Annotated in this window: 17 protein-coding genes; 7 read left to right on the plus strand and 10 right to left on the minus strand. The window is 74.1% G+C overall.

Annotated features, from left to right (window positions below; all coding sequences use genetic code 11):
* The first annotated feature begins 396 nt into the window (after window positions 1-396).
* A complete protein-coding gene (locus OG370_RS17160) occupies window positions 397-2430 on the plus strand; it encodes a HelD family protein (protein WP_328474197.1) in 2034 nt (677 codons plus the stop codon).
* Between the two features lie 51 nt (window positions 2431-2481).
* Here OG370_RS17160 and OG370_RS17165 read toward each other — a convergent pair whose 3' ends face one another.
* The 3 genes from OG370_RS17165 to OG370_RS17175 all read right to left on the minus strand — a co-directional run bounded on the left by OG370_RS17165 (window position 2482) and on the right by OG370_RS17175 (window position 4685).
* Window positions 2482-3192: a copper homeostasis protein CutC gene (locus OG370_RS17165; protein ID WP_328465177.1), complete on the minus strand. Its 711-nt coding sequence runs from the start codon at window positions 3190-3192 to the stop codon at window positions 2482-2484.
* A gap of 84 nt (window positions 3193-3276) precedes the next feature.
* Window positions 3277-3948 carry an HD domain-containing protein gene (locus OG370_RS17170; protein WP_328465179.1) on the minus strand — a complete coding sequence of 224 codons (672 nt, stop codon included), beginning with the start codon at window positions 3946-3948 and terminating at the stop codon, window positions 3277-3279.
* A gap of 92 nt (window positions 3949-4040) precedes the next feature.
* Entirely contained in the window at window positions 4041-4685 is a 645-nt protein-coding gene (locus OG370_RS17175; protein WP_328465181.1) for a ScbR family autoregulator-binding transcription factor, read from the minus strand.
* Between the two features lie 181 nt (window positions 4686-4866).
* On the opposite strand from OG370_RS17175, the gene OG370_RS17180 reads away from it, so the two are divergent.
* Window positions 4867-5859 carry a ScbA/BarX family gamma-butyrolactone biosynthesis protein gene (locus OG370_RS17180; RefSeq protein ID WP_328465183.1) on the plus strand — a complete coding sequence of 331 codons (993 nt, stop codon included), beginning with the start codon at window positions 4867-4869 and terminating at the stop codon, window positions 5857-5859.
* A 219-nt stretch (window positions 5860-6078) separates the two neighbouring features.
* Window positions 6079-6747 carry an HAD family hydrolase gene (locus OG370_RS17185; protein ID WP_328465185.1) on the plus strand — a complete coding sequence of 223 codons (669 nt, stop codon included), beginning with the start codon at window positions 6079-6081 and terminating at the stop codon, window positions 6745-6747.
* A 97-nt stretch (window positions 6748-6844) separates the two neighbouring features.
* On the opposite strand, the gene dhaL is transcribed toward OG370_RS17185, so the two are convergent.
* From dhaL to OG370_RS17200, 3 genes are all read right to left on the minus strand, one after another.
* Window positions 6845-7564, minus strand: a complete 720-nt coding sequence (dhaL, locus tag OG370_RS17190) for a dihydroxyacetone kinase subunit DhaL (protein ID WP_328465187.1) — start codon at window positions 7562-7564, stop codon at window positions 6845-6847.
* Between the two features lie 73 nt (window positions 7565-7637).
* Window positions 7638-8645 (minus strand): dihydroxyacetone kinase subunit DhaK, encoded by a 1008-nt coding sequence (locus OG370_RS17195; RefSeq protein WP_328465189.1) that lies wholly within the window; start codon window positions 8643-8645, stop codon window positions 7638-7640.
* 390 nt (window positions 8646-9035) lie between these two features.
* Complete coding sequence (locus tag OG370_RS17200) at window positions 9036-9860, minus strand: AraC family transcriptional regulator (protein ID WP_328465191.1); 825 nt, start codon at window positions 9858-9860, stop codon at window positions 9036-9038.
* A 54-nt stretch (window positions 9861-9914) separates the two neighbouring features.
* Here OG370_RS17200 and OG370_RS17205 point away from each other — a divergent pair, with 54 nt between their 5' ends.
* The 3 genes from OG370_RS17205 to OG370_RS17215 all read left to right on the plus strand — a co-directional run bounded on the left by OG370_RS17205 (window position 9915) and on the right by OG370_RS17215 (window position 14268).
* The gene (locus OG370_RS17205) at window positions 9915-11117 is read left to right on the plus strand and encodes an MFS transporter (RefSeq protein WP_328465193.1); all 1203 of its coding nucleotides are present in this window, start codon (window positions 9915-9917) and stop codon (window positions 11115-11117) included.
* Between the two features lie 79 nt (window positions 11118-11196).
* Window positions 11197-11634 (plus strand): nuclear transport factor 2 family protein, encoded by a 438-nt coding sequence (locus OG370_RS17210; protein WP_328465195.1) that lies wholly within the window; start codon window positions 11197-11199, stop codon window positions 11632-11634.
* Between the two features lie 27 nt (window positions 11635-11661).
* Complete coding sequence (locus OG370_RS17215; RefSeq protein ID WP_328465197.1) at window positions 11662-14268, plus strand: excinuclease ABC subunit UvrA; 2607 nt, start codon at window positions 11662-11664, stop codon at window positions 14266-14268.
* Window positions 14269-14486: 218 nt separating this feature from the next.
* On the opposite strand, the gene OG370_RS17220 is transcribed toward OG370_RS17215, so the two are convergent.
* The 4 genes from OG370_RS17220 to OG370_RS17235 form a co-directional block, all read right to left on the minus strand.
* Window positions 14487-15146 carry a hemerythrin domain-containing protein gene (locus OG370_RS17220; RefSeq protein ID WP_328465199.1) on the minus strand — a complete coding sequence of 220 codons (660 nt, stop codon included), beginning with the start codon at window positions 15144-15146 and terminating at the stop codon, window positions 14487-14489.
* 274 nt (window positions 15147-15420) lie between these two features.
* Window positions 15421-16170 carry a hypothetical protein gene (locus tag OG370_RS17225; protein ID WP_328465201.1) on the minus strand — a complete coding sequence of 250 codons (750 nt, stop codon included), beginning with the start codon at window positions 16168-16170 and terminating at the stop codon, window positions 15421-15423.
* A gap of 68 nt (window positions 16171-16238) precedes the next feature.
* The gene (locus OG370_RS17230; RefSeq protein ID WP_328465203.1) at window positions 16239-16523 is read right to left on the minus strand and encodes a DUF4031 domain-containing protein; all 285 of its coding nucleotides are present in this window, start codon (window positions 16521-16523) and stop codon (window positions 16239-16241) included.
* A 7-nt stretch (window positions 16524-16530) separates the two neighbouring features.
* Entirely contained in the window at window positions 16531-16875 is a 345-nt protein-coding gene (locus OG370_RS17235) for a hypothetical protein (RefSeq protein ID WP_328465205.1), read from the minus strand.
* Between the two features lie 178 nt (window positions 16876-17053).
* On the opposite strand from OG370_RS17235, the gene OG370_RS17240 reads away from it, so the two are divergent.
* On the plus strand, window positions 17054-18022 hold the full coding sequence (locus tag OG370_RS17240; protein WP_402450328.1) for a MurR/RpiR family transcriptional regulator: 969 nt from the start codon (window positions 17054-17056) through the stop codon (window positions 18020-18022).
* The last annotated feature ends 34 nt before the right edge of the window (window positions 18023-18056 follow it).

An 18056-nucleotide genomic window follows, 5' to 3' on the forward strand; every position in this document is an offset into this window, starting at 1 on the left:
ATCTCCACGGTAGGCATCACGCGCACGGCGTACGTCGGGCCATGGGCGGATATCGCACCGGGCGTGTGCGACTTCGGACGGACCCCCGACCCTGACAGGCCCCTCGGGGTCCCCCCGAGAATCGGCTGCGGGCACCCGGGCGGAAAACGGTTAGCATCGCCGCGACCCGGGGCGTATAGTTCCGCGTCTTGCCGCCTCCCGGACGGGAGTGCCGCCGCCCGGACGGAAACCGGCCGGCCCTTCGTGATCACCACCGCGTGCGTACGCGACGCCGTACGCTCCCACGTATCAGCCGGAGGCAAAGCCGTGCCCTCGCACGCCCGCAACCAGTCCGCCTCGCCGACATCCGCGGCCCCTTCCTCCGCCCCGCCCGCGGGCCCGGCGCCGGCCGACCCGCTGGGCCACGAGCGCGCCCACCTCGCCTCCTCCCGGTCCGCGCTGCGCGCCATGCGGGAGGACGTCGAGGCGCTCGACATCAGCGACGTCACCGGGAACTGGGTCAACGCCAAGATCCTCGCCGGCGAGATCGAGATGCGCATCAAGGCGCTCGCCGACCTCGCCGGCACCCCGCTCTTCTTCGGCCGCCTCGACTACCTGCACGCGCCGAACGTCGAGGCGGCCGAAGGGGGTGAGGGCGAGAGTTTCTACATCGGGCGGCGCCATGTGCACGACGCCGGCGGCGACCCGATGGTCATCGACTGGCGCGCCCCGGTCTCGCAGCCGTTCTACCGCGCCTCCCGCGCCGAGCCGATGGACGTGGCGCTGCGCCGCCGCTTCGGCTACACCGGCGGCGAGCTGACCGCGTACGAGGACGAGCACCTGACCGACGCCACCGAGGAGGACCGTTCCAGCAAGCTGCTCCAGTCGGAGATCGAGCGGCCGCGCGTCGGGCCGATGCGCGACATCGTGGCCACCATCCAGCCCGAGCAGGACGAGATCGTGCGTGCCGGGGTGGGCGGCAGCGTCTGCGTGCAGGGTGCGCCGGGCACCGGGAAGACCGCGGTCGGCCTGCACCGGGTGGCCTACCTGCTGTACGCGCACCGGGAGCGGCTGGCCCGCACCGGCACCCTGGTGATCGGGCCGAACGCATCCTTCCTCCAGTACATCGAGCAGGTGCTGCCCGCGCTCGGCGAACTCCAGGTCAAGCAGGCGACCGTGGACGACCTGGTGGCCCATGTCGAGGTGCGCGGCACCGACTCGGCGGCCACCGCGCGACTCAAGGGCGACGCGCGCATGGCGGAGGTGCTGCGGCGCGCGGTGCGCTCGGGCATCACCATGCCGAAGGAGCCGGTCGTGGTGGTGCGCGGCTCCCGGCGCTGGCGGGTGCCGGCATACGAACTGGAGGAGATCGTCCGGGAGATGGCCGGCCGGGACATCCGGTACGGCGCCGCCAGGGACGCGCTGCCGCAGCGGATCGCGCACGCGGTGCTGGTGCAGATGGAGCGGTCCGGCGAGGCACCCGACGACCGGGTGCAGGACACGGTCGCCCGCAACCCCGCGGTCAAGGCCGCGGTCAAGGCGTGCTGGCCGCCGGTCGACCCGGCCAAGACGGTGCTGCGGCTGCTGTCCGACCCGGAGTTCCTCGCCTCGTGCGCCGACGGGCTGCTCTCGCCGGAGGAGCAGCGGGAGGTGCTGTGGGCGAAGCCGGCCCGCGGACCGGCCTCGGCGAAGTGGTCGGCGGCCGACGCGGTGCTGATCGACGAGGCCACCGACCTGGTGCAGCGCACCGGTTCGCTCGGGCATGTGGTGCTCGACGAGGCGCAGGACCTCTCGCCGATGCAGTACCGCGCGGTCGGCCGGCGCTGCTCCACCGGGTCGGCGACGATCCTCGGCGACCTCGCCCAGGGCACCACGCCCTGGGCGACCGCCTCCTGGGCCGAGGCGCTGTCCCACCTGGGCAAGCCGGACGCCCGGGTCGAGGAGCTGACCCGCGGGTTCCGCGTGCCGCGGGAGGTCATCGCGTACGCGTCCAGGCTGCTGCCGGCCATCGCCCCCGGGCTCGCGCCGGCGACCTCCGTCCGCGAGTCGCCCGGCGCCCTGTTCGTACGGCCGACGGCCGAGGACGGGCTCGACGCGGCCGTGCTGGCCGCCTGCCGCGAGTCGCTCGGCTACGAGGGCTCCATCGGCCTCATCGCGGCCGACCCCCGAATCCCGGCACTGGCCGCCGCGCTCGACGCCGCCGGCCTGCCGTACCTCTCCCCCGGCGAGGAGACCTCGGCGACCGCCCGGCTCACCCTGGTCCCCGCGTCCCTCGCCAAGGGCCTGGAGTACGACTACGTGGTCATGGACGACCCCGCCGCGATCGTGGCGGCCGAGCCCGACGAACGGACCGGCCTGCGCCGGCTGTACGTCTGCCTCACCCGCGCGGTGTCGGGCCTGACGGTGCTGCACGCCGCCCCGCTGCCGGGCGCTCTGGCGGAAGTCGGCTGAGCCCGCGCCGCGCCCGGCGGAGCGCCCGCCCGGCGGAGTGGCCGCGCGGACCTACCCGACGGCCACCGGTGAGTCGAGGGCCTCGCGCCAGGTGCGGACGGCGGCGACGTCGACGGGGGCGGCCCATCCGCCGGGCCGCACCGCGCCGCCGACGTGGAAGCCGCTGAGTCCGGCCGCGCGCAGGGTCGGCACGTGGTCCAGGAGCAGGCCGCCGCCGACCAGCAGCTCCGGCTCGTATCCGGGCTCGCCGGCCCGCGCCGACTCGTCGCACAGGACGGGCAGCCCGGCCGCCACACCGTCCGCCGACCCGGCGGTGAGGTAGGTGTCCAGGCCGGGCAGCCCGGCGAGTTGCAGGCGCAGCGCGTCGCGGTCGGCGGCCCGGTCCATGGCGCGGTGGAACGTCCAGCCGCAGCCGTCGATCACGTCGACCAGCGCGTGGATCGCGTCGAGGTCGGCCCGGCCCCGCGCGTCGAGGAAACCGAGCACGAACTCGTCGGCGCCCTCGGCCCGCAGGCCCTGCGCGGTCTCGCACAGCACGTCCAGCTCGCGGGCGTCGCCGGCGCTGAACCCGTCGGACAGCCGCAGCATGACGCGCAGCGGAATCCGCACCGCCGCCCTGATCGCGCCGAACGTCTCCCGGGAGGGCGTCAGCCCGTCCGCGGCCATATCGGTGACCAGTTCGAGGCGGTCGGCCCCGCCGTCCTGGGCCGCAACGGCATCCTCCGCGCCGAGGGCGATCACCTCGAAGATTGGTCTAGACATATGAGCAAGGGTGCCACACCAGCCCCTCCCGCGCGAGGGCCGGGTCCCGCGCCGCGGCCCGGAAAAACCGGCCGGGCGGGCGGACTATGCCTCCAGCAACTCCAGTTCGGTGCCGACGTTGCGGCGGGCCACCGGCTCCCAGTGCTCGCGCCCGTACGCCGTGCGGAACAGGTTCGGCAGCGCCAGCAGCCGCCGCAGCACCTCGGCGCGGCCGGTCCGGAAGTCCTCGTCGGGCACGAAGGCGTACTCCTCCCGGACGGCGGCGGCGTACCCCGCGTACGCCGCCGGGTCGCCGGCCAGCACCGCCAGGTCCGCGTCGCACAGCACCTCGCCGTCGGCGTCGCCCTCGGCCGGGTCGTGGTGCACGGTCAGCAGCACCAGCCGGGCGACCTGCGCGACGCGCTCCGGGTCCACCCCGGCCTCGGTCAGCGCCCGTTCGGCGAGCGCGGCGCTGCGCTCCTCGTTCTCGCTGCGCTCCGGGCGGTAGACCACGTCGTGGAACCACGCGGCCAGCGCCACCGTGTCCGGGTCCTGCGCGTACACCGTCAGCTCCGTCACCCGTGCCAGTACCGCGACCAGGTGGTCCAGCGTGTGGTAGCGGCGCTGCGGCTCCGCCCAGCGGGCCAGCAACTCCCGCCCGTACACGGCCGGATCGGGCTCGTCCGCCGCTCCGTTCCGGCAGCGGCGCAACAGCTCGCACCACTCCGCGAGCAGAGCGGCGTAACGGGGATGGGCTTCGGCTCGGCTCTCGGGCATGCGGATCATTGTCCACCGCGCTCCCGGGAGAGCACGGGTGCCCCCCGACGCGGGTTCCGGTCCCCCACCCAAGTGCGCCGGGCGCCGGGGCCTTACGGCACCAGGCAGGACGGGCCGGGCGCGCCCACCCGCGTCAACAGCAGCTCCCGGGCGTCGGGCTTCGCCTGGAGCCCGGCGAGCAGCAGCAGCCACAGGTCGTAGAGCCGGTCCTCGATCTGGTCGCGCCCGTCGAGCGCGTCGGAGACCGTGTGCATCCCGAAGAACGCGTAGACGACGCCGACCGCGGCCGTCTCCGGGGCGAGCCCGCCCGCCAGTTCGCCCTGTTCGGCCGCCTCCCGCAGCAGCGACCCCACGGTGTCGATCCACCCGAGGAACGGCGCGGGCAGCGGCGTGTCGATGGCGCGGCGCTCGGTCCACAGCCGCGACCCGGCCCGCACCACGACGTCGTCGCGGAAGGCGCGGGCGACCGAGAAACTCAGTGCCACCAGCTTCTCCAGCGCGGATTCGTATGACCGGTGAATTCCGGAGATCATCTCCGGCCAGGTCGCGAAGTGCGCCTCGACGACAGCGAGCGCCAGCTGCTCCTTGTTGCCGAAATGGAAGTAGATCGCCCCGCTGGTGCGCCCGGAGAGCGCGCTGATGTCGCTGATACTGGTGCCGGCATAACCGCGTTCCTCGAACAGCCGCGCCGCGGCCTCCACGAGACACCTGCGCGTCGTCTCCGCCCGTCCCTGCACGATCACCCCGGTAGCCGCTTCGTCGCCGACCCCGGCAATCTAGCGCGTCGCGAAGACCGATCCCTACCGGGTTCCGGATGACGCACATGCGAATCAGCCGGACGTGAGTTCTTCTTATGGTATGAATCATTCGGTCGGGGATGGGTCCGGACGGAACTCCGGGCAGGACGATTCACCCGGCTTGAGCTGGTCCCGCACGGTCGCCAGGGAAATGGTGCACCGGTCGTCCGTCGCCGAGGTGCTGTTGACGGACGTCCGGCCGGACGGCACTGGGGGTTTCGAGGCGGCGGCGTGCTGGCCGCGCTCGCACGCCACCTTCCCGCGCGACGGATCGGACCTGCACAGCCCGCTGCTGGTGGTGGAGACACTGCGGCAGCTGGGCATCTACCTGCCGCTGCGCTACTTCGGCGTCGCGCCGACCGCGCATCTGCTCATCGGCGATCTGTACTTCGCGCTCGCACCGGACCGGGAGCCGCGGGTCGGCCACGGCGGCACTGAGGTGACCTGCGCGATCGCGGTGCGCAAGGTACGCCGGGACGCCGACGGCGCGGTCACCGGGCTGCGGCTGGACGTCCACTACGCCTGCGCCGGGACGGACTTCGCCCGGGCCGGCGGCGGCGCCCGCTTCGTCGACCCGGACGGCTACAGCGCCGTACGGAACCGGTACGACGACGACGCCGAGCGCGCGGACCCGGCTCGGCCCCCGGCTCCCGACCCGGCTCGGTCACCGGCTCCCAGTCGGGCTCCCGGCCCAGCACGGGACCCGGCGTCGAACCCGGCCGCGAACCGGGCCTCGCGCCCCACTCCGGACGACCGCCCCGAGCCTTCCGCGCTCGCGGTCACCGGGCACGGCGACGTGGTGATCGCCCGCCGCCGCGGCGGCCTCTCGATCGAACCGGCCGACCCTCGGCACCCGTTCTTCTTCGACCACGCCAGCGACCACGTGCCCGGGATGGTGCTGCTGGAGGCGGCCCGGCAGGCCGCGGCCGAGGCCAGCGGCGGCACGCTGCTGCGGCCGGTCTCCGGACGACTGGTGGCCACCCGCTTCACCGAGCACGCGCCGGCCGCCCGGATCGAGCCGGTGCCGCACCACCGCACCTGCGTCTTCCGGGTCCGGCAGGGACCCGCCTGCACCGCATACGGGGTGCTCGGATACGGCCGACACGCGGTGTGACTTATTGCATTCGCTTGACTACCTTACGCGGTCGTCCATAACGTAACGATCGATATGTTCTCGGTGGTGCCCTCCGAATTCCGCGCCGTCCGCGGGATTTCCGGACGCCTTCGCCGAGAGCCCGCGCCTGCCTGACGAAACAGCGCACAGCCGTCCGTCGCCCGCATTCCCGGCGACCACCCTCAGCGCGTTCAGGCATTCTCGAACGGACATGCCCCCATGACCCCTCACCCCCTCTTTTCCTGGACCCCGGCGGCGATTGTCTTCGACTGCGACGGCACCTTGATGGACACCGAGCGGCACTGGCAGGACGCCCGCGATCTGACCCTGCGCGATTTCCAGCTCGTGACGGAAGACGGTTTCGCCGAACGCAGCAAGGGCCTGCACTACACCGAATGCGGTCAGCTCATGGCCGACGAATCCGGGCGGCCAGAACTCGGCGGCGAACTCACCGAACGGCTGCTCGGCCATTTCCGCACGCTCGTCGCCGCGGACCCGCAGACCATGCCCGGCGCGGGCGAACTCGTCGCCAACGCAGCGAAGTTCGCGCCTCTGGCAGTCGCCAGCAACTGCCCGCTGGACGTCGTCGAAACGTGCCTGCGGACCGCAGGGCTGCGGCAGCACTTCGACCACATCGTGGTGCCGGGACCCGGCATCCGCCCCAAGCCCTACCCCGACGTCTACCTCACCGCCGCCCGCCTGTGCGGCGCCGCGCCCACCGACTCCCTCGCCGTCGAGGACTCCGCGTGCGGCATCGAGGCCGCCACCCGCGCCGGCCTGCGCACCATGGGCGTCGGCCCCTGGCCCGGGGAGGACCTCGCCGCCACCGTCGACATCTGGGTCGCCTCCCTCGACGACCCCAACATCTTCTCCTGGTCGTCACGCTGACCGGTAAGGAGCCGGGAACCGTACGACCCGCCCACCACCGGCGGGTGGTCCTGGAGTTGACCAGCGCCACCCGCCCCGGAAGGCCGGGCCGGGCCGATCAGGCCAGGTACGGCGTGAGAGAGGGAACCGTGGTGCCCGCGGAGGCGAAGAGCAGGGCGATCCCGACCGCCCCCGGGTCGGGTACGCCCGCCGCCCGCTCGCCGAGGTAACTCGCCCGCCCCCGCCGCGCGGTGAGTCGAGCGGTGCTCCGCACCCCGTCCCACGCGGCGTCCGCCGCGCCGGCGACCGCGGCGCCGGGATCACCCGGCACCGTACGAGCCCGCGCGGCAAGCGCCTCGCAGGCCGGAACCAGCGCGTCGACCAGCGTCTTGTCACCGACCGCCGCCTCCCCCACCCGCTGGATCGCGGCGAGGCCGTTGCCCGCGCCGACCGCCAGCGCGGCGGCGGGCGCCCCGTCCCGGGCAGCGGCGACGGCGACCGCGACCTCCTGGAGCAGCAGCCCGAACAGCGGGCCGCTGGTGCCCCCGACCTCGTCGAGGAACGCGGAGGCGGCCGCCTCCAACGGCCAGGAGGGCGCCGGTGGAACCGCGGGCAGCACCGGTACGTCGGACGCGTCGAGCCGCCGCAGCGCGGCCTGCAGCCCGGCCACCAGGTTCGCCCCGAAGTCGCCGTCGCCGACCTGCTGGTCGAGCGCGGTCAGTTCGGCCTCGGTCGCGGTCGCGGAGGCCGCGAACCGGCGCACCCACGCGTCGGTGAACCCGGTGAAGTCAATGGGCCGGAAGGGCTCGGAGAACTCGGTGTCGGTTGATGTGAGCATCGCTGCATCTCCCGTCGTTGCCTGCCCGCTGGTCGTGGTGAGCACCGTGGTGGGCACCCGGTCGCGGACGCCGTCAGCCCGCCCGCCCGCACCACGCGGGTGCCGAGGCCGGCGCGTCGTAGTACGCGAGCGTCGCGTCGTCGGCGGCCAGCAGCGTGAGCGAGAAGCCCCGCATGTCCAGCGCCGTCACGAAGTCGCCGACGAGGGTCCGTACGGTGGTGGCGCCGCGCTTGTCCAGCAGCCGCGTCACCTCGCCCAGCACCGCGTACAGCTCCAGACGGGTGATCCCGCCCAGTCCGTTGACGAGGAGCACGACCTGCGCCCGGGGGCCCAGGTCCAGGGAGTCGGCGAGGGCGGCGACCATGTCCTCGGCGAGGTCCCGCAGCGACCGTTCCCCGAGGGTGCGGCGGGCCCGCTCGCCGTGGATGCCGACGCCGTACTCGATGGCGCCCGGCGGCAGGTCGAAGGCGGGGCGGCCGGTCGCGGGCGAGGTGTGCGCGCCCGAGGCGACCGCGAGGCTGCGGCACCGGCCGGCCACGTCCGTGCCCAGCGCGACCAGTTCGGCCAGGCCCATCCCGGTGTCCGCGGCCGCGCCGAGGATCTTCTCGACCAGTACGGTCGCGCCGGTGCCGCGGCGGCCCGTGGCGACCTCGTCCGACTCGGTCGCCACGTCGTCGTCGATCAGCACCCGGCCGCAGGCGATGCCCTCCCGGGCGAGGCGTTCCGCGGCGATCCCGAAGTTGATCTTGTCGCCGGTGTAGTTCTTCACCACGTGCAGCACCCCGCCCTCGCCCGCGACGGCGCGCGACGCGGCGAAGATCTGGCGGTTGTGCGGTGAGGCGAAGACGCGGCCCGGGCAGGCGGCGTCCAGCATTCCGGTGCCGACGTATCCGATGTGCAGCGGTTCATGGCCCGAACCGCCGCCGGAGACGAGGCCGACCCTGCGGGTCGGCGCCGGCTTCAGCGCCCGTACAAAGCCGTCCCGCTCGTCCCAGCGCACGTCTTCCGCGTGCGCCCGGGCGAAGCCGGCCAGCGCGTCCCCCACCAGTTCGTCGGCCACGTTCACGAAGTAAAGGCCCATGAGACGACCTCCTGTCCCCTCATGCTGAGCGGTCCTGCGGATGGCGGCAACCGGACCCCCCGAACGCCCCCGATCCGTCGGCCCCGGGACCACCTCCCGCAAAGGGCTGCCGGCCCCGGCCACCACGCCCCTCCGGCTGCGCACCATCGTGGTTTCGGCCGGGTGCAAGGCCACAGTCAGGTGCGCGGCTGGCCGCTGGGGGTACCCCCTCTGGGGGAGTTTCCCCGCGCCCCTGGGTTTGTGCGGCCCTTTTCGTGGGAGAACCCGCAGCTACTCAGGGGCGCGGGGGCACCTCCCAGGCGAAGCTCTGGGGGAGGAACTGCGCGAGCAACCACCCACCGGCGGGTGGTCCGGGGCCGACAGATCGGGGGCACCCACCGGGGGGTCCTGTTACCCCCGGTCAGGGGATGCGTGGCGGCCGGGGGTGACCCCGAAGGCGTGCCGGAAGGCTTCGATGAACGCGCTCGGGTTCGCGTACCCGCAAGCCGTGGCCGCCGAGGTGACGGACTGCCCGGCCGCGAGAAGCATCAGCGAGTGGTGGAGCCGCAGCTGCGTCCGCCACTGCGGAAACGTCATCCCCAGTTCGCGCCGGAACAGCCGGCTGAGCGTCCGCTCACCGGCCCCCACCGCGGCCCCCAACTCCGCCAGCGAGCGATCGTCCGCCGGATCGGCGTGCAGCAGCCTCGCCACGGCGCGCAGCCGATCGTCCGAGGGCGCCGGAAGATGCAGCGGCAGCGCGTCCACCCGCCGCAGCTGATCGAGGGTGACCCGTTCGAGGTCGGCACGCTGAGCCGCGGTGTAGGGCGGGTCCGCGGGGCCGGGCGTGTCGCTGAGGGCCACCACGAGTTCGCGCAGCAGCGGCGTGACCGCCACGACCGTCGGCCGGTCGCCGCCGAGCGGGCCGAGCCGGGGCGCGAACGACAGCGTCCGCATGTCCGTCGGGCCGTGCGCCTCGTGGGCGTGCGGCACCCCGGCCGGAATCCACACCGCGCGGTACGGCGGCACCACCCACGCCCCGAGCGGCGTGGACACCCGCAGGACCCCGCGGCTGGGGTGGATGAGCTGGTGCACGGCGTGGTGGTGCCAGTCGATCCGCTCGCGGTGGACCAGCTTCTGGCGGGTGGCGGCGTCCAGCGGGCGTGGCCCGGGCGCGTCGGGAACCGGCGGTCCGGGCCGGCGGGGCGGCTCCCCGGCCGATTGGCGGGTTGTCGGCATAAGTAGACAGAGTATCGGTAGCCGACCAGCGTGCCCACTCGGCAGGCTGCCGATATGACCCAGACCGCCGACACGGCAACACCTCGACCGGACTCCTCCGGCCCCCCGGGGCCGGCCCCCGCCCGTACCACCTGGCAGCGGATGCGCGTATGGGGCATCGCCCACGCCGTCGACGACCTCTACCAGGGCCTGGTCCCGGCGACCGTGCCGTACTTCGTCCTCGACCGGCACTACGGGTACGTCGCCGCGTCCGGCCTCACCCTCGCCGCCACGCTGGGCAGTTCGGTGCCGCAGCCGTTCATCGGGCTGGCGGTGGACCGGATGCGGCTGGGCTGGCTCGCGGGAGTCGGCGTCGCCATCGCCGGGATCAGCCTCGGCCTGTCGGGACTGGTCCCGTCGTACGCCGCCGTGTGGTGCCTGATCATGCTCTCCGGGCTCGGCATCGCCATGTTCCACCCGGCCGCCGGGAAGTCCGCCCGCGAGGACGCCGGGGACAGCGCCGCCGCGATGAGCGTCTTCGCGGCCGGCGGCAGCGTCGGCTTCTTCCTCGCGCCGGTCCTCGCCACCCCCGCGCTGATCGCGTGGGGCGTCGGCGCCACCGCCTTGTTCATCCCGCCCGCCGTCCTCACCGGGTACGTCCTGCTGCGCCGCCGCCGGCGGCACGCCGTTCCCGCGTCGGCGGCGGCCCGCGCCGGGAAGGACCGCTGGGGGCCGTTCGCCGCGCTGACCTGCCTCGAAGTGGTGCGCTCCGTGGCCTTCTTCGGGGTGAACACGTTCATCGAGCTGTACTGGATCAGGCATCTGCACGCCTCCCGGGGGCTGGCCGGGGCCGCGCTCACCGTCTTCCTGGCCGGCGGGGTCGGCGGGACCCTGCTGGGCGGGCGGATCGCGGACCGGATCGGCATGGTGCGCACCGTGCAGCTCGGCGGCGCGCTCGCGCTGCCCATGCTCGCCGGGCTCGTGCTCACCCCGGGCAGCATCGCGCCGCTGCTCTTCGCGGTCCTCACCGGTGTCTGCCTCAACCTCCCCTTCGCCGTCCTGGTCAAGCTCGGCCAGGACTACCTGCCCACCCGCCCGGGCACCGCGGCCGGCGTCACCCTCGGGCTCGGCGTCAGCATCGGCGGGCTGCTCTCCCCGATCCTCGGCCTCATCGCCGACGCCCACGGTCCGCGCGGCGCCCTCACCGCCCTCCTCGTCGTCCCACCCGTCGCCCTGGCACTGGGCCTCCTCCTCCCCGAGCCGTCGCGTACGGCGTGACGGCTCGCTCGGCCCGTTCGTCCCCCGGCCCGCGCGTCCCCTTGACCTCAAGCCCGCTTGAGGTCGGAGGATCGTCCGCATGGACACCGCCTCGGACCCGCAGACCGCCGTCAGCACCCTCGTGAGCCGCTACTTCCGCACCCTCGACGAGCGGCGGTTCGAGCCCGGGTGGACCGCCGCGTTCTTCACCGAGGACGCGGCGGTCCAAGTCCCCGTGGGCGCCGTACGCGGAAGGGAGGCGATCGCCGCGCAGGCCGAGGTGGCCCTACGCCGGTTCGACCGGACCCAGCACATGTCGACGGACGTGCTGGTGACGGCAGCCGCGGACGGCGCGACCGCCGACGCGTCGTGGAACGCGCTGATGACGCACCTCCACCCGGACGGCAGGATCTTCACCGTCGGCGGGCGGTGCCGCGCGGCGCTTCGCCGTACGGCCGACGGCTGGCGGTTCGGCGACCTGTCCATCACCCCGGTGTGGACCGACGGCGAACCCCCGCACCTGCCGCCGCGCGCATGACCGCGCCGCCGGTGGGACAGTGGAAGCGTGGGCAATGATCACGCAGGCGCCTCCGACCCGTTCGTGCGGGTCAGGGGCGCGCGGGTGCACAACCTGGACGGGGTGGACGTCGACGTTCCGCGTGACGCGCTGACCGTCTTCACCGGGGTCTCCGGGTCCGGAAAGTCGTCGCTGGCCTTCGGCACCCTCTACGCCGAGGCCCAGCGGCGGTACTTCGAGTCGGTCGCGCCGTACGCCCGCCGGCTGATCCAGCAGGTGGGCGCGCCGAAGGTGGAGGAGATCCGCGGGCTGCCGCCGGCCGTCGCGCTCCAGCAGCGGCGCGGCACCCCGAGTTCGCGCTCGTCGGTGGGCACCGTGACGACGCTGTCGAACCTGCTGCGGATGCTGTTCTCGCGCGCCGGGTCGTACCCGCCGGGCACCGCCGAGCGGCTGGACTCCGACGCGTTCTCGCCGAACACCGCGATCGGCGCGTGCCCGGAGTGCCACGGCCTGGGAACGGTGCACCGGGTCACCGAGTCCTCGCTCGTCCCCGACCCGTCGCTGAGCATCCGCGAGCACGCGATCGCGGCCTGGCCGGGCGCCTGGCAGGGCAAGAACCTGCGCGACGTGGTGGACGCGCTCGGCTACGACATCGACCGGCCGTGGCGGGAGTTGCCGCAGGCGGACCGGGACTGGCTGCTGTTCACCGACGAGCAGCCGGTGGTGACCGTGCACCCGGTGCGCGAGGCCGGGCGTATCCAACGGCCGTACGAGGGCATGTTCATGAGCGCGCGGCGGTATGTGATGCGCGCGTTCTCCGAGTCGAAGAGCCCCGCCACCCGGCGGCGCGTGCAGCGCCATCTGGAGAGCGCGGTGTGCCCGGTGTGCGGCGGCAAGCGGCTGCGGCCCGAGGCGCTGGCGGTCACCTTCGCGGGCCGCGACATCGCGGAGCTGGCTTCACTGCCGCTGGCCGAACTCGCCGGCGTGCTGCGGAAGACCGCCGGCCTCGCGGCACCGGGCGCGGCGACCGCCTCGGCCGCTTCCGGCGAGGCCACCGAGGCCGCGGTCTCCCTCGCCCAGGACCTGGTGGCCCGGATCGAGGTGCTGGTCGGCCTGGGCCTTGGCTACCTCGGCATGGACCGCCCGGCCCCGACGCTCTCGCCCGGTGAGCTGCAACGGCTGCGGCTGGCCACGCAGTTGCGGGCGGGGCTGTTCGGTGTCGTCTACGTCCTCGACGAGCCGTCGGCCGGGCTGCACCCGGCGGACACGGAGCCGCTGCTGGCGGTGCTGGACCGGCTGCGGGCGGAGGGCAACACGCTGTTCGTGGTGGAGCACGACATGGACGTGGTGCGCCGCGCGGACTGGGTGGTCGACGTGGGCCCGGGCGCGGGCGAGCAGGGCGGCCGGGTGCTCTACAGCGGGCCGGTGCCGGGGCTGGCGGAGGTGGCGGAGTCGGCCACCCGGAAGTACCTGTTCGGGGACGGCGGTACGGCCGGGGCCGGCGGCGGGGACACGGGCGGGACCGGGGCCGGCGTGCGGCGTGAACCGCGGGTGCCGGCCGGGTGGTTGCGGCTGCGCGGGGTGAACCGGCACAACCTGCATGACCTCGACGTCGATGTGCCGTGGGGGGTGTTCACCGCGGTGACGGGGGTGTCGGGCTCGGGGAAGTCGACGCTGGTCAGCCAGGTGCTGGCGGAGGTGGTCGCGGCGCGGCTGAGCCCGGAGGGGAGCGCGGGCGAGGAGGCGGAGCCCGCGGACGGGGAGGGGGACGACCCGTGGGAGGGCGCGGGCGGACCGGAGACGGGCGGGCCGGAGACGGGTGTCGCGCGGGTGCGGTCGGTCGAGGGCATCGAGGTCGTGGACCGTCTCGTCCGCGTGGACCAACGGCCCATCGGCCGTACCCCGCGCTCGAACCTGGCGACGTACACCGGCCTGTTCGACGCGGTACGGCGGGTCTTCGCCGGCACCGACGAGGCGAAGGCGCGCGGCTACACCCCGGGGCGGTTCTCGTTCAACGTGGCGTCGGGCCGCTGCGAGACCTGCCAGGGCGAGGGGTTCGTCGCCGTCGAACTGCTCTTCCTGCCCGGCACCTACGCGCCCTGCCCGACCTGCCACGGTGCCCGCTACAACCCGCAGACGCTGGAGATCGCCTATCACGGACGGAACATCGCGCAGGTGCTGGACATGTCGGTCGACACCGCGGCGGGGTTCTTCGCCGACGTGCCCGCGGCCGAGCGCAGCCTGCGCACGCTGCGCGATGTCGGCCTCGGCTATCTGCGACTCGGCCAGCCGGCAACGGAGTTGTCCGGCGGGGAGGCGCAACGCATCAAGCTGGCCACCGAGTTGCAGCGGGCCCGGCGCGGCCACACCCTCTACCTCCTGGACGAGCCGACGACCGGCCTGCATCCGGCCGACACCGACCTGCTGATGCGGCAGTTGCACGGGCTGGTCGAGGCGGGCAACTCGGTGGTGGTGGTCGAGCACGACATGGGCGTGGTGGCCGGCGCGGACTGGGTGCTGGACCTGGGGCCCGGCGCGGGTGACGACGGCGGCCGGGTGGTGGCGGCCGGGCCGCCGGCCGAGGTGGCCGAAGCCGAGGGCAGCCGGACGGCGGGGTACCTCGCCCGGCGGTTGGCGGCCCGGGCCGGAACCTGAGCGGCGGGCCGGAGCCTGGCCGGCGGGACCCGACCGGCGGCGGGCCGGAACCTGGCCGGCTGCGCGGCGGGAGGAGCCCCCTCCGCGCCTCCCACCACGCCGACCCGCAGGCGCCCCCACACCCCCGGATCACCGGTATGTGAATTTCGCATCTATACCCTCAAATTGTCAACATAATTTGAGGAGCATACGAGCCCGCAATGGCGGTGGACGGCCCGTCAGCGGCTGTCGGGCGACGCGGTTCCGAGCAGGTCCGCCGCGGTCCGCCGCCCTGTCGCCGGAAGTGCGTCGAGCGCGGCGGCGATGCGATTCTCCTCGAACGTGAAGTGCGACTCCAGGATGGCGGCGAGTCCGTCGAGTTCGCCGCGGACACGGCGTGCCTCGGCGTCGGAAGGGGCGGCGGGAATGGCGGCGACCACCGTTTCGAGCCGGGCCGTGATCTCGCCGACGAGCAGGTGATCCTCCTCCAGCTTCTCGATCGTCGGCCGCAGTTGGGGAAATCGCTCGGCCAACAGCGGGAAGGCGCCCGCGTCTTCGGCACGGTGGTGTCCGGTCAGGGCGGCGCAGAAGAAGAGGCAGTGCGCGGTGAGCGGCCGGGGTTGGTGCCGGCCGGACCCCGGGCGGCCGTCGAGGTGGAGTTCGACCTCGGCACGGAGTTGGGCCAGTTCGGCCCGCAACCAGTCGTGGATCTCGACGAGTTCGCGGCCCAGCGCGGCCGGCCGGGAGGCCGCGGCGGCGGATTCGAGGGATTCCGCGGATTCCTCCGGCCCCGCCGGGAGGGTCGGCGCCGCATCTTGTGGCGGTTGCGCCGACTGGGCTTCGTGGGAGGCGTGGTGACTGTCGTCGGGTTCGCGAGGTTTCGCGGGTGCGGAAGACATGGAGCAGCGATCATAGCCGGCGCGCACATCGCGGGACATGGGGATTCCCCATTCCCGGCGCGCGCGGACGGTGGCCCTGTTCATTCGGAATTCACCCGCCGAACAAGGGTCGATTACGAGTGTCCGGCGGCCGCGCCCGGGGCGGGGCGCGGCGGCCTTTTCCGCCGGGCGGGCCAGCCGTGGCGGCCCGCGTCCGCCGGGACCCCGCGCGGCAGCAGGCGCGGCGCGGGCAGGCAGGCCGCGGTGACGGCCAGAACCGTGACGAGGACGACCGTCATCGCGTGGGCGGGGCGCCCGAACGGAAGTAGACGCTGGTGACGACCGCGGAGCCGATGCCGTTGGCGAGTTGCTGGACGGCGGTGAGCGAACCGATGGCGCTGCCCGTCTTCTCGGGGTCGATGTCGCCGAGCGCGATGTCGAAGATCGTGCCGAAGCACGCGCCCATGCCCCTGCCGGCGACCAGGACGGCCGACGCGATCGACCACAGCGACAGCCCGGTGCCGTCGCCGAGGACGAGGGCGAGCAGCCAGCCGCCGCCGGCGAGGGTGAGCAGTGTGCTGATGGCGACGAGGTTGCGGCCCAGCCGCTGGTCAGCGCCATCCCGGCGAAGGCGGCGATGATGATGCCGATGGTCAGCGGGAGCAGGGCGAGCGCGGCGCGGCCCGCGGAGGCGTGCAGCGCCTGCTGGATGAAGAGCGAGACCACGTAGAGCGGGCCACTGGCGACGGCGAAGCACAGCAGGCCCATCCACCAGTGCGGCAACCGCGAGCCGACTCCACCCGTCGGTGGAGCCCTCGATCAGGCCGAACATCAGGCCGAACATGGTGACGGCCGGCAGCGCGGCCCCGGTGCCGTCCACGGTCACCGAGCAGTCGTCGTCGATCCGCGGCAGCAGCCCCAGCTCCACGGCCGTGCCGACGGTGCCGAGGCCCACCCGCACATCGCCGCCCTGGCCGGCGGCCTCCTGCACGGCACCGCCCCGGAGGCGGCTGTCCTGGGGCTTCCGGACGCTGCTCGACGGCATCGTGCACACCCCGGTCCCGCAGGAAGGCGAGGCCCGGGGCCCGCGCCAACGCCGTGGCGGGCCTCGGCTCAGCGGGCGGGCGCGGGTCCGCCCGGCGGCGGCTTCCTGCGGCGCAGGCCCGCCTCCGTCAGCCGCCGCACCAGTTCCTTGCTGCCGATCTCGACCGCGCCCAGCCGCACCGCCTCGGGGTAGCCGGCCGACGGGATGTCGTAGTGGTCCCGTTCGAACGCACGCTGCGGCGCGCCCAACCGCCGTGCGAACGCGTGCAGTTCGGCGTAGGAGCTGTCGCTCACCAGGTGCGACCAGACCCGGCCGTGGCCCGGCCAGGTCGGCGGATCGATGTAGACGGTCATCCGCGCCTCACCCGCCCAGCGCGCCCAGCGCCCCGACGGCGGCGACAGCCTCGCCCCGGGCCTCGCACACCCAGTGCGGGTCCGCGCCCAGCTCCGGCTCGACCGCCAGGGCGTGCGGGTCGTCGCACAGAGGGCACAGCGGCCACCGGCCGTGCGTCTCCAGCAGCGCGTCCTGCACGTCCTGCGCGAGCAGCCCCGGCACGAACTCGGCACCCTGCGGCCACTGCTCCAGCCACCACCGGCGCTTGCTCAGCGCGTCCTCCAGCAGCGAGACGATCTCGGCGTCGGCGACGTCGCGGGCTTTCATGTCGGCGAGGACGCGCGCGCGGGCGTCGTGGAGGGCGGCTTCCATCCGTCCATTGTGCAACCGGCGGCGCGCGACCCCGCCACGGCCACCGCGGCCGGCCCGTTCGAGACGCACCGGGTATCGCGGTTCGCGCGCCCGTCTACCACGCTCCTGGACGGCTCCTCGACGCCACCCGGCGCTGCGGGGTTGACGCGGCAGCGGAGGTGAAAATACCTTTCAGAGGGTGACCTATAGCGTGAAGGAAACTTTCTCCCCGAGCGTCCGCGCCCTCCGGGGCGTACCCGGCGCGCCCGCACCAGTCACGGCCCCCGACCCCGGGGCCCTCGCCGCCAAGGTCCGCACTCTCGCGCCGTCGATGACCCGCTCCATGCAGCGGGTCGCCGAAGCCGTCGCGAGCGACCCGGCCGGCTGCTCGCACCTCACCGTCACCGCGCTGGCGGTCCGCACCGGGACCAGCGAGGCGACCGTCGTCCGCACCGCGCGCCTGCTCGGCTACCCCGGCTACCGCGACCTGCGGCTCGCGCTCGCCGCGCTCGCCGCCCACCAGGCCACCGGCGCCGCACCCGCCGTCACCGCCGACATCGCCGTCGACGACCCGCTCGGCGACGTGGTCACCAAGCTCGCGCTGGAGGAGCAGCAGACCCTCGCCGACACCGCGTCCCAGCTCGACACCGCCCAACTGGAGGCCGCGGTGGCCGCGTTGGCGGTCGCCCGGCGGATCGACGTGTACGGAATCGCCGCGTCGGGACTGGTCGGCCAGGACCTGGCGCAGAAGCTGCTGCGGATCGGGCTGATCGCGCACGCCCACATCGACCCGCACCTGGCGGTCACCAACGCCGTACAACTACGGCCCGGGGACGTGGCGTTGGCGATCACGCACTCCGGCACCACGCAGGATGTCATCGAACCGCTGCGGGTCGCCTTCGACCGCGGCGCCACCACCATCGCGATCAGCGGCCGCGCCGACGGCCCGGTCACGCAGTACGCCGACGTGGTGCTCACCACCTCCTGCTCGCGGGAGAGCGAGCTGAGACCGGCCGCGATGTCCAGCCGCACCAGTCAACTCCTCGTGGTGGACTGCCTGTTCATAGGCGTGGCGCAGCGCACCTACGACGAGGCCGCACCCGCGCTGTCCGCCTCCTACGAGGCCCTGGCCCACCGGCACACCCACCGCGCGCCGCGCCCCAGCTGACCGCGACGCCCCTCCCGCCGCCGGCCCGCGCTCC

It is taken from the genome of Streptomyces sp. NBC_00448, from assembly GCF_036014115.1.
Classification (GTDB): Bacteria; Actinomycetota; Actinomycetes; order Streptomycetales; family Streptomycetaceae; genus Actinacidiphila.